Origin of the sequence: Pseudomonas sp. WPR_5_2 (assembly GCF_003634475.1) — a bacterium.
GTDB classification, from domain to species: domain Bacteria; phylum Pseudomonadota; class Gammaproteobacteria; order Pseudomonadales; family Pseudomonadaceae; genus Aquipseudomonas; species Aquipseudomonas izuensis.
The window spans coordinates 885380-897689 of the sequence record NZ_RBLA01000001.1; the positions used below are offsets into that span (position 1 = coordinate 885380).

Below are 12310 nucleotides of genomic sequence, written 5' to 3' on the forward strand. Positions count from 1 at the left end.
CTTGCTCCCACAGGGTACGTCTCTGCCTTCTTTTTCCTGGACACAGTCATGACTCAACGAACTAACTCCTACTACACCGCCACCCTCAACCAGGACACCGATTACCCGACCCTGCAAGGCCAACACCGGGTTGATGTGGTAATCATCGGCGGCGGTTTCACCGGCGTCGCCACGGCCGTCGAGCTGGCGGAAAAAGGCCTGAAAGTCGCCATCGTCGAAAGCCACAAGATCGGTTGGGGCGCCACCGGGCGTAACGGTGGCCAGGTATTATCCGACCAAAGAGCGTTCTGTTGACTATTGATGTATTTCCCACCTCCAACAGCACCGATGGGATAGTGAGTCAACAAAACATGAAAAAATGCATAGTCAACATTACAATTATTAGGAATATACAACGTGTTGATTACTGCTTTAATTATCCGACTCACGAACTCACTGTTGCATCAGTCTAGGTTTTGTGCATAATTAGCCGAAGTAGCAGACCCAGCGAAGGTCTGCTTAGTCCATCAGCTAGTTCGGCTTGATACACTTCAGCCAATCAATAATTCGGCCGTGTACGGGTGATCAGCGTTGACTTTGATGTTTCTTAATCAAGGAAATCGTTGATATGCCTAATGCACCCGTTCCCCCTGTGAGTTATCGCTCGCTTATCCCGCTAAAAAAAACTGCAGCCAGACGATTAGTTTTTTGGGACAAACTTAACCAGCTCAAACCACAAAGATTTTTTTCAAAATCATGCTTTCCCTCAACATATATATTGAGGAAAGCAGTATGAAAGTCCGTGAGTTTAAAACTAATGACGGAATACCCACAGCACTAATCTTCGACGACAACAAACCTGTGTTTTGGGCCAACTATTGGCTTATAAATTTAAAAAGACAAGTCAGACCAAAATCATTAATCACATATAGCTACGACATATGCATAGTAATGTTGTTTTTTAGATATAAAAAAATTAACTACATAAAAAGATTTAGAGAAGGAAAATTTCTTACCAACGGAGAGTTGTCAAAATTACGTAACTGCTTGATGGAAACCAAGAACACTATCGAACGCCGAATTTCAGGATTAGGTTTCATCTATCAAAACAAGGTATGTAACTCAGCGTACGATAGAAGATGTAGACTCGCAAAACCCTTTTTACTATTTTTGGCCGAAGAATTATTGGTTGACACCAGGGCAGAGAAAGGAACGGCAATTGTTGAATTTTCAAATCGACTTGAGAAGCAATTGAGAAGCAGTAACTCTAGTGATGATAATTGTGTAGAGCCTTGGACACAAGATGATTACACGATGATGGATCGTGCCATTAAACACAACTTTAATCGAAAATCTAAATTTTTATTGCATAGGGACCTAGTATTATTTCATCTACTACGAGAACTGGGAGTCAGAAATAGTGAACTACTTGGTATAACCACTGATTGCTTTGATCGAAAAAAGCACGGATATGTAACAGTAAAGATAGAGTCAAATTCAGATCTGAGCACGGACCCTAGATCTTCGCCTGCCACCGTAAAAACATTAAACAGAGAATTAAAAATCTCTGACGCCTTATGGACCCTTATCGAAAGATATATTATCGAAAGAAACAAAATAAAATCATGCATAAAGCATATTTTTTGATAATTGGAATATCTGGCGCTCCATTATCGAATGATGCTGTTAGTAAAATATTCAATCTATTGAGCAACAAAACCAAAAGAAAAATAAATCCGCACAGTCTTCGGCATTCGTGGGCATGCAACTTTATACTTCGAGAATATGAAAAGGCCGATGGATACACGGGACGCGATAGAGAGAGAATTATTTCCAACGCTCTAAGTATTCTACGAGTTCAGATGGGGTGGAGCTTGCGTTCAAAGATGCCAGATCACTATGCCAGATACGCATTTCAAAAAATCGGGAACGACCGTCTATTTACAGAGGATAACATATTAAATACAAAACTAATGATGAATATTCCTCATGAAAACATCTAATAAACATGACTGCAAAAGCGAAACTTTCGAAGAAATAACCGTTTACCACCAGAAAACTCAACTCACTTTTAATGTTGGGCCTACATTCACTGTTATACACGAGTCTCTTCGTAGAAAAGTACATGTTGAATTCGAGCCGATGCGAAAGTACTTGGATTTCGAAATTATAGAATCATTTCGCAACGAACTGTGCTCAAGGATTGCAGAAAGCTATTCCCTTTCGTCGATTGAATCTTACTGCACCAAACTAAACGAACTTTGTAGAAAGCTTGAAGAATTCTGCTTACCGCAAAACAAAATCATACAAAAAATAAGTCAAACTAACGAACTATGGTCAATCTTCATAGAATGGTTAAATAAAAACCAGAACTTAAAAGGTTTTTTATCTTCATGCAATGGTGAGGATGGAGTGTTATGGAGCGAATAGTACAACTTAGCAATTGATATGATCAGCAGCGCAAATTACAAAAAATTAAGTCCTGTTAGAGCGGCAGACCCAACTAATGGCGCCCTGACTGAGCTTGAAGTTAGAGATGTCACATTTGCGATCTGCAGTGGATACGAAAGAGGCCTGCTCCAACTTGAGCATCTAGCGATATTCTTTCTTGCCTTAGTACTTGGATATAGGCAAAGTCAAATTCTCAAGATTAAGCTAGACGACCTGACTTACAGTCAAGCTCAAAAAAGCTGGATATTAAAAATCGAGATCATCAAACAAAAATTTAAAAGCAAATCTATTTATAGAAGTATAAGACTCCCACCCTTAGTAAACACTCTTATCAATTATATGATACCAATCTGCCGCAGCAGAAATAGAACTTACTTAATTCACAAATCCGTGGGTGCTGCTGGACTTGTGATTCCCGAAGAAAAAATCAAAGAACTACCTGATATCCCATGCAATGCTTCTGTAATAATGACAAGATTGAAAGATGTTGTTTACGATCTTGGCGTTAGGAGCGACAGAGTTACTGACGGAAAAATTAACTTAAACTTCATCAGATTCAAACATACACTACTCACGCGTGCAGCTGTCCACGGAGCAAGTATACATGAGTTGATGTTTTTAGGATTACACAGCGATGCTTCGTCAGCCAGTTCATACATTGACTCCATTCCAGAATCTCAGGCCCGAATCAAAGAGGAGTTAGGCTCCGCGCTCGCATCTATCGCGAATTTATTTCTTGGCGGACCCTATGAGGGTGGATATGAACGGGCAATTATGGAAATGCCCGACTCAATACAGCGCCATTACGGAATTGCTCAAGCTAAACCAATAGGCGTTTGTGGCAGTATGAAAAACTGTACGGATCATGCACCAATTGCATGCCTACTTTGTTCTAAATTTGAACCTTTCCGTGATGCGCCATTTGGGGAATACAAACAGTATCTAGTTCAAGAACACCAAAATCAACCTGACATTAAAGTAAAAAAAACTGTTATGGAATATATCGATGCTTGCGATATGTGGATTACCAAACTTAGCATTAAATAGGAGCATGTTTCATGAACAAAGAAAACCCCCAACTAAATTTTGCGTGGTTCAAAGACACCTTCACCCCCCAATTCAGAGAACAGATCATCAAAAACAACAATATTAATATGTCATTAAAATATAAACTACCCCACAAAATGCTGTTAAAAGCCGACCCATGTGATTTTACGCATGCGCTCCCTTCTACTTACGAAAAAAAGACTCCTATATTCGAACAAGTCTGCACTGATGAAGACTGGATTATCGCCCTCAAATTATTTCACCTAATACGGTCACTCGAGAACAAAAAAAAATGTCGTGACGTCGCTACTGGGTTTTATTTTCTCATTGACACGCTCCCAAAATTCAAAAAACCTTGGGAATTAGTTAATTCAGACTTTGCCAGAGCATCAAACAGAACTGATTTATCACCTGGACTTACCTATCGATTAGGAGCCGGCTTGGCGTGTATAGGCAGGACGTTAAAAAAATATAATCTCTCACCGGAGAAAATAAGATATCTTCAAAACCCTCACATTAGGCCTCAACGCTCAGCCAAAATTCCTCTACCAAACCTTGAGGCATGTAAAATTCTCGCCGAATCTTTTCAATCTCCAGTGAACGGTTTCGAAACATTAGTTTCATCGGCATTTGCGCTGTTGAACTATGCACCGTCCAGAGGATCAGAAATACTGACGTTAGATGTCGATTGTATAACTACACTTAATGGTTTTGGACTGTGTTTTCCTAGGCCGGCAAAGAACGGAAAATCGACGGTTAAAAGAGCGCCATGTATCGAATTTGAGAAAGTGGTAACGGAGGCATGTCGAAAACTTAACAAATTTGGTGAATCGGCAAGAAATGCTTCAGCGTGGTACAAAAAAAATAAAAGCATCTATATACCTGAAGACCTCGAATATTTGAAAGGCAAGGAGGAATACAGTATTCAGGAAGCGTTAGCAATAATAGGCTATATAAGGAATGACAATAATTACTCACAACCGTTGTATTTTAACAGGCCCAAATCTCCACCTGCTGCAATGATGCCGCCGGGACTAAATCGGTTATTTCAATCAAAAAGCGGGGTTTACTACCGAGATACTAAAATACGACTGGATGACGAATGCTTCATAAGCGCCTCTAATCTTTATAAATGGGCAACAAACAATCTATCACCCACATTTCCTTTTATTGACGGTGTCTCTCAGGTTGAGTACGAAGATTGTTTATTTGTACATCCATATGCTTCTCGAACTCCCTACACAAAAACATACTGGCAATGTGACAACGTACCATGTTTTTTTACGACTACGAAACTTCAGCAATGGTTTGGCAGACTTTTTTTCCGCGGTCGTAACAGAGAGGACCTTTCATTAGGCACTCACGCAATGCGACATTTACTCAATACCTTGGCGCAAAGCAAACATATAGATCAACGCTTAATTGCCATATGGTCTGGCAGGAGCTCCGTAGACCAAAACATCTCTTACGATCATCGTACGCCCACAGATAAAATCGACCTCATCGATGAGAATGCGAACGGATCAGGATTTGAGTTTGGAGGCTTTCTCGATGAGTTATATGAAGATGAGTACAAGCCGACGGGAGTGTCAACGGAGGATTTTTTCAAGAATGTCATTGGATCTCTTCATGTCACCGAGCTAGGTCTATGCCGGCACGATTACAATTCTGGACCCTGCCCCAATATATTTCAGTGCATAGATTGCTCAGAACACTGTTTTAAAAAAGGAGATGAGAGATCATTGGCAGTTGCGCACAGAATGATCGAAAAATTAACGCCTGTTATTGAAGCCGCTCAAATAGCAGTAAATATTGGAGAACCAGGTGCGGAAAAATTTCTTAACTCTCATAAAAGAAAGATTTCCAGATACGAAAAGCAAATAGATATTTGTTCTGATCCAACAATCTCCAGTGAAGCGCTAAACAACACAAAGCAACTGAGACAAAACTTGTATGAAAGGGGCAGAATTGGTCATTGCGACATTGACAGCGAAACTGTGAATTTGTTCAATTCATTAATGACGTCTTGGACGGTGGATAGAGGGCTTCCTACTTGGGATAATGTTTGTGAGATCTTCAGGGATGAACACGAAATACAGATAAAGCATAGCTTTATTAAGTGCAATAAGGAAATGGCACGATCCTACGAAATCATGAGCAAACAACTACTAGAGAGCAACTTAGCAAAGCGAGACTCTTCTTCAAGATGGTTTTGGAATATTGAATACATAGTTTCACAAATTTTGGACAACTGGCACTTTGAATCTCTTGGCTCGCCCTCTCTTTCTAAAGTTACACGGTGCATACAAGAGAAATATCCATTTGCAAAAACAGCCCCTACGGCTCTTCAAAAAAATCTCAAAACACGAAAGCTTCTTTCAGACAAGTTAATGGATTTACATGCCAAGGGAATAATATATCTTTCTACCAATGGTCGGGTAATTTGTGAGCGCAAACCGACTTCACAAAATAGTACAGACTTGAACATTTATGAATCTTTCGCTATTTTTGCGGAAGACTGGGGAGTCAAGGATGGACTCCCTTCCGTGGACATTATTTTAAAGAAATTTTCGGAGAAAACTGGATTTACGTTTAGAAAATCATATCTTTTTTCTGATAAAAAACTTCTTGAAACCCTCAACAAAATTAAAGAAAGCGCTCTAAATACGGGCTACGTAAACTACGGTAGATCAAATGTACCCTCTTGGAATGTAGACCATATAGTTTTCTTACTCTGTCAATACTAATGAATCCTTAGAAGCCAATCACATCAATAAAATGTATAACAACATTATATTTCTCTTCCCGGGTATTAAGCTCAGCGAACGCGATTTCCTGAAAAAATTGAAAACTCGCTTGCATGAGGGTTCTAAATGAAGCGCAGAAGAATCACCGACGCCGATGCCACGACATTTATTAGCATCCTCAAAAATTGGGATATCAATAAAGACGGCGAACTAAACTGGAATAGTTTTATCGCCAGCATTCAGGTAATAACGGGCTACTTATATGAAAGAACCTCACTATACAAAACAAAAGAAGGAGCGGTTTACAGAGAGTTTGAGACTGCTAAAACCCAAATAAGAACAGAAACAAAGCCGAAGGGAAATTCGATGTCTAGAAAGAATTTACTACTAGCACATTCCAAATTGAAGGGTGAGATTGACACATTACGCGCCGAAAACCTCAGCTTACTTCAATTACACGCTATGTATCTAAAATTATTGTATGAAAACGATATAGTACCGGAGCTCGATGAATCGTGAGGTTTATCACCTGCACTGGACACCATTCAAATGGCGAGATATTGCGAGACCAATTTATTCCTCGAACTCATCGCCGGACGAGGCTCCCTTGGTCATTTTCTCGCGAAACCAATTTGACATCATCGTTGGCTAGAAACATATCTATTGGAGGACATTGCATTCTGGCGACGGCAAAGACTACTTCTTGATTTGGAAAAACCCATTACAAAACTGCTAGCAGTTGCTGGCGATAGCTTTTCGAAAAATATATTCGATAGGTCGATTCGGAGGTCAGATCGGAAAACTCTAAGTTCTGCTTCACTGAGGCGGTGGGAGCTTGGCTGATTGGCTTATTTAGTTCTCCGTTCACCGAGCTATCCAAATGGCCGTCTGTTGAGCTGGCATCAGGTGCACGTACACTTACTTCGTACACGACAGCGAAATGCTCCGGCAGATCATCGGCGATACGCTGTGAGAACCGCTTCAGCGTCGGCTCCGCCAGGACAAACAACCATGCTTGATCGTCAATGTCGCCTACTCGGCGAAGGACCCTCCCTAGGACCTGACGATAATGCAGTTCAGTTCGAATTCGATTGAGATAGCAGCAAACCTGTAGCCTTGGTATATCTGTTCCCTCGCTGATCATTCCCACAGCAACTATCCAACGGCAATCGCTCATTTTAAAACTGTTGATTACCTGCTGTGAATCTGGTGTTCTCGTAGTTACGACTTGATAGCTTTCACCCTTGCTCTTTAGCGCCAACGATACTTGTTGGGCATGTTCGATATTAGTAGCTACAATCAAACCTGCAGCATTGGGCTTGAGCATCCGCAACTCATCCAGTTTCCTGCTTCCCAAATCGAGCAATTGGTTGAGCGCGTCTTCATGATAAACCAGATCCTGGTAAGAGACCGGAGATTCACGTAGCAGTTTAGCAATGCTGGGAAAAAGTTTGATGGTGCTATCATTGGCGGAACCCTCTTGGAATCTCACCATCTGGTTATCTAGCAAAACTATGCGAGGTGTCCGGCACACGCCATCGGAAATGGCTTCCTTGAGCCCGTAACGATAGTCGCAAATCAATCGGCCTTCCGGATTGGAGTAGCGAGCCAGAGCAATGCTATTGTCATCGGAACGCCATGGCGTGCCCGATAGCGCCAAGGTAAAAGCGGCACGGTCCTGCATTTTCAAAAGAATTTGTTGCCCCCAAGCATTGCTCAAAAGTGGATCGTTTCCTGAGCAGTGATGAATCTCGTCGAAGACTGCAAACACGCGGTAGTCATCGAAAAGCCTCCAGAAAGCTTCATCCTGATGCTCCATCGATTGATAGGTACTTGCGGCTCCTACGGCACCGATAAGCCCATCCAGACGCTTCCCAAGTACAGCAGAGAAAGTCGAGCGAAAGCCGTCGACGACTTGGCATGACGGAGCAAAACAAAGCACGAGATCAATCTTGCCTAGCTCCAACAGTTGTCTCGCAAGCTCTGCTGCCATTCGTGTCTTCCCGGCCCCTGGAGTTGCTTGACAGAAGAAGTGCGGCGTTGTGGTGTAGTGCTCCAGCGCTATTTCAATGCATTGGCTCTGCCATTTTCTCAGCGACGCATTCATCGTGCGGACATAACTGTCTTGAGTGTCTTTTCGACCGCCCGGAGATGCCCTAGAAGACGAGAGCTTCGGTCTCGAGCTTCAAGATAATCACCTTCGACCTGGTCTTTCAGATGCGGCATTTCGTCGAGCAGTTGCTTATAGCGCTCCGTCTCTCCCATGGAGGAAAGGAAGTCAAGCCGAATCTCTTTGAGTATAGATTCCAAGTGTTCGACCACATCCGGCCCAGGCTGCACTGAGTCGATACTTTGTGCGGACTGTTGCAGCGGTTTATTCACCGACTTGAGACTGTTCTCGTACCCATTATCGATGAGCTCCACCTGTAGATTCGCTGGGATACACTGCCAGTGATAGATCTGACCACGCTTTTGTCGTTTTTCATCCTGAATGACCCATCCGGTACGCAGCATCCGTCTTATTTGCTCATAGACATATCTGCGCAGGTCGCTGCTGTTGAACGAAATACCCCCCAGCTGACTGGCGTAAGCGTTACGTAAGTCGTTGGTCGTAAATTGGCGTAGGTGCTCCTGCTGAAACAGGTCGTACAACCGCCTGTCGAAGATGAATGAATCGGGTTTCATGCAGGCACCTGGAAGGGAAATTCGCGGAACGGTCAAAATGCGGATTATAGTCCGTGGCCGATTCATCCGCAAACGCAAGATAGTGCCGCCTCAGTGGAGACCGAGGCGGATATGCATCAGCTTGCAAAGGCATTGGGCGAAAGAATACGGGCACAACGGAAAGCCAAAGGGTTTTCCCAAGATGCCTTGGCGCACTCCTGCACTGTCGATCGTAGCTATATGGGGCGTATTGAGCGCGGCGAAGTGAATATCACCGTAGAAAAGCTATACCGCATAGCCAACGTTCTGGAATGCGAGCCTCAGTACCTCTTGCCTGAAACGCTTTCTCTCCATGAGTTGGCTTCTGATCTGGCAGCAAGCGACTGAACCAAAATTAGTCGGTACTCGATGACCAGAACGGACAAATTACTGATTCAATTGCGCAGCGTCCTTTGGCAAGGGCGGCATGGTCCCTACCGGGCATGCGAACCAGCCATGACTTTTCACTTCGATTGGAATTCTTTTCATTAAGAATGGAATTAGCCAGAGCCATAGCGAGTCGTGTCCCTTGAGCGACGTGGCATTTGTGGGGCACCTGCCGGTCGAAAAGCTGCAAGCGAAGGCCGTCAAATATCACTAACGGCCAACTCTTTGGATGAACGTTTCGGCTCCTGCTTCGACAACTAGAAGGAGCGAAAGCGGCAATGGCCCTGGCGGTGATCGCCTAGCTGTAACTCAATATTCGTTGGCCGAGCGCTTTAATCGATAGTCCCAACGCGCTGAACTACCGGTGTAGTCATTGCCGAGGCTTCCAAAGAAAACGCTCTGCTTCCCGATCCTCGTTAGTGCCCCCTCCTCCTCGCCAACTAAAAAGGGCCTCCGAAGGGCCCTTTTGTATTCAAACCAAAATCACTTGGTCAGCCAGGACTCAACGGTCGCGGCGCCGTGCTGTGCTTTCCACTCCTTCAGCGTCTTGTGATTGCCGCCTTTCGTTTCGACTACTTCGCCGGTGTGTGGGTTTTTATAAACCTTCACCTGGCGCGGCTTGCGGCTGCCAGCTTTGGACTCAACAGCTGGAGCGCGACGGCCCGCCTGCGGATCAAGCAGGTTGATCACGTTCGGCAGGCTGTAACCGTATTCGGCAAGCAATGCACGCAGCTTCGTTTCAAATTCGATTTCTTTCTTGAGGCCAGCATCGTCTTTGAGAGCTTCGAGAGCCTGAAGCTGCTCGGCCAGATGTTTTTCGAGCTGACGGAATTCTGCAAGCTTGGACATGATAGATCTCTATGTAGTTAGTCTCCTAACAATACACCAAAAACAGCAGTTTTAATTTAGGATAAGTGTCTTGAGTCATCTTTCGACCAATAATTTGAGTCACGGAGATGGCACGTTCTCACCTACTTAGGGGCAGTAAGACGAGAAGCAGAACCCAGTTCACTTAAACGCTGACATTAGTCAGAAGGCGAGCATCGCATGAAACTCCCAACACCCGGCGCTCATACTGAATCAGTTCGCTGTCAACACCTTTGCTCGTTGTGATGTGCACTCCAGCGGCGACATGTCTCATCGCCAGCTTCGGTCTTCCTTCAAAAGAAACTGCTGTTTGAGGCGTTAATCAATACAGTAAGAAACCACAACCTGAGTCTATTCTGTCTAGATTCTAAAACGCGCTACTCTCTCGTGCAGTGCTCCTGCCATCTGCGCCAGCTCCAGACCTGCTGCATGGGTATGCTGGGCCCCCACTAAGACCTGTTCGGAGACGTTACGAATCCCCACCAGGTTGCGATCCACCTCTCGCGCTACCAAGGCCTGCTCCTCCGTGGCGCTGGCGATCAGCAGGTTGCGCTCATTGATCTGCGAGATCGACCGGGCGATCTCTTCCAGTGCATCGCCGGAGCGTTGCGCGACTTCCAGGGTCGAGTGCACCAGGTGACTACTGCTTTGCATGGCGTTAACAGCGTGCACGGTATCGAGACGAATAGTGCCAATCATCTGTTCGATTTCCTGGGTCGACACCTGAGTGCGATGGGCCAACGCCCGCACCTCGTCGGCGACCACCGCAAAACCCCGTCCGGCATCGCCAGCACGCGCGGCTTCGATCGCCGCGTTGAGGGCCAACAAATTGGTTTGCTCCGCAATGTTGCGAATCACGTCCAGCACCGTGCTGATATCTTGCACCCCCCTGGCCAATTGCTGGATACGCTCCGAGGTATCCGTCATGCCGTCCGCCAGCGCGCCTATCGAGGACACCGTTTCCTGAACCTGCTCACGGCCGCGTTGCGCGGTTTGCTCGGACACTTGGGACGCCTCGCTGGTGCTGACCGCGTTGCGTGCGACCTCGTCGACGGCCGCCGTCATTTGATTGACCGCCGCAGCAGCCTGTTCGATCTCCAGCCCCTGCAACTGCAAACTGCTACTGGTTTGGCGCTTGAAGTCATCGGCTTTGGCACGTAGGCAGTGATGTCCCCGTCGTGACAGGCAAGGATTTCTTCACTCTTGAAGTAACCTCGGTCAGCTACCACCGCCAGCGTTTCGGACGCCATGGCATCGCGAGCCTGCTTCGCCATCGAGCTGAGTTGATCGCGGTCGGAACCGAAGTTGGTGACCTCATGAGCAACGATCAAATGGTTCTGGGTATCAACCGCTGTTTGCACGTTGTAGCCGACGATTCCCGTGCCGCGCGTCATCATGGAGCGGGCGTCTGGATCGGTTAGTGAGACCTGTTTATCCGGCGATTCGTTGAGCTGGATTTCGATCGCCTGAAGCTCTTTCATTTGCGTCTTCAGCTTGGCAATTTTCTCCTCCAGCCGCACAGCGCTGGGCTCGGAGGCTGTTGGTTCTTGCCGATCGGCAGCATCGAGTGCCGTCAGGTAACGGTTGATGCTCGATTCAATTTCTTCCATTCGCCGCTTCAGTTTGGCGCTGGTGAAATTGCGGTCGCGGTTGTTGACTGCTTTGAATTTACTGCCATCGATGGCGACCAGATTTTCTCCGAACAGTCCCAACTGCTGACAGAGCACAACGAACTGGCGACAGACGCCTCGGATGGCCTTGCTGTTGTCTTTTCGGAAGTTGGCGATGGTCTTGAAGTCCGGCATCAAACGCCCGGTTAGCCACATCAGTTCGACGTTGCGTTGGGCTTCTCGCTCCAAACGTCGGCTCGATTGGATGCGCTTGAGATAACCGTAGATGTAGATCTTCAGCAGGATCGCGGGGTGGTAAGCAGGCCGGCCAGTATCGGCTGGAATGGCACCTTCAAATCCTAGTGTGACCAGGTCGAGTTCGTCGACGAAGACGTCGACTACGCGCACTGGATTGGTATCGCTGACGTAGTCGTCGAGGCTCTCGGGAAGTAAGGTGCCTTGGCCTCGATGTTCACCTTGGATGAAGCGCTTCATGGGCGATCCCTGCGATGAAATCCT

Annotated in this window: 8 protein-coding genes and 3 pseudogenes; 6 read left to right on the plus strand and 5 right to left on the minus strand. The window is 45.7% G+C overall.

Features of this window, described 5'->3' with window-relative positions; all coding sequences use genetic code 11:
• Positions 1 to 48: 48 nt before the first annotated feature.
• From BJ917_RS03910 to BJ917_RS03925, 5 genes and pseudogenes are all read left to right on the plus strand, one after another.
• Positions 49 to 267 (plus strand): annotated as a pseudogene (locus BJ917_RS03910) (NAD(P)/FAD-dependent oxidoreductase); the annotation flags it as partial.
• Between the two features lie 504 nt (positions 268 to 771).
• Entirely contained in the window at positions 772 to 1626 is an 855-nt protein-coding gene (locus BJ917_RS31680; protein WP_147432538.1) for a site-specific integrase, read from the plus strand.
• A gap of 801 nt (positions 1627 to 2427) precedes the next feature.
• Positions 2428 to 3477 carry a site-specific integrase gene (locus BJ917_RS03915; protein WP_121102026.1) on the plus strand — a complete coding sequence of 350 codons (1050 nt, stop codon included), beginning with the start codon at positions 2428 to 2430 and terminating at the stop codon, positions 3475 to 3477.
• 11 nt (positions 3478 to 3488) lie between these two features.
• Positions 3489 to 6224, plus strand: coding sequence for a hypothetical protein (locus tag BJ917_RS31685; protein ID WP_147432539.1), 2736 nt, complete (start codon positions 3489 to 3491; stop codon positions 6222 to 6224).
• 126 nt (positions 6225 to 6350) lie between these two features.
• Positions 6351 to 6743, plus strand: a complete 393-nt coding sequence (locus BJ917_RS03925; protein WP_121102032.1) for a hypothetical protein — start codon at positions 6351 to 6353, stop codon at positions 6741 to 6743.
• A gap of 202 nt (positions 6744 to 6945) precedes the next feature.
• Here BJ917_RS03925 and BJ917_RS03930 read toward each other — a convergent pair whose 3' ends face one another.
• On the minus strand, positions 6946 to 8331 hold the full coding sequence (locus tag BJ917_RS03930) for a DEAD/DEAH box helicase (protein WP_121102034.1): 1386 nt from the start codon (positions 8329 to 8331) through the stop codon (positions 6946 to 6948).
• Positions 8328 to 8909, minus strand: a complete 582-nt coding sequence (locus BJ917_RS03935) for a hypothetical protein (protein ID WP_121102037.1) — start codon at positions 8907 to 8909, stop codon at positions 8328 to 8330. The genes BJ917_RS03930 and BJ917_RS03935 overlap by 4 nt, the downstream gene beginning before the upstream one ends.
• 111 nt (positions 8910 to 9020) lie before the next feature.
• Here BJ917_RS03935 and BJ917_RS03940 point away from each other — a divergent pair, with 111 nt between their 5' ends.
• Positions 9021 to 9275, plus strand: a complete 255-nt coding sequence (locus BJ917_RS03940) for a helix-turn-helix domain-containing protein (RefSeq protein ID WP_121102040.1) — start codon at positions 9021 to 9023, stop codon at positions 9273 to 9275.
• A gap of 522 nt (positions 9276 to 9797) precedes the next feature.
• On the opposite strand, the gene BJ917_RS03945 is transcribed toward BJ917_RS03940, so the two are convergent.
• From BJ917_RS03945 to BJ917_RS03955, 3 genes and pseudogenes are all read right to left on the minus strand, one after another.
• Entirely contained in the window at positions 9798 to 10163 is a 366-nt protein-coding gene (locus BJ917_RS03945; RefSeq protein WP_121102043.1) for a histone-like nucleoid-structuring protein, MvaT/MvaU family, read from the minus strand.
• 378 nt (positions 10164 to 10541) lie between these two features.
• A pseudogene (locus tag BJ917_RS03950) lies at positions 10542 to 11309 on the minus strand (methyl-accepting chemotaxis protein); the annotation flags it as partial.
• A pseudogene (locus BJ917_RS03955) lies at positions 11309 to 12286 on the minus strand (IS1182 family transposase); the annotation flags it as partial. The pseudogenes BJ917_RS03950 and BJ917_RS03955, both read right to left, overlap by 1 nt.
• Positions 12287 to 12310: the final 24 nt, after the last annotated feature.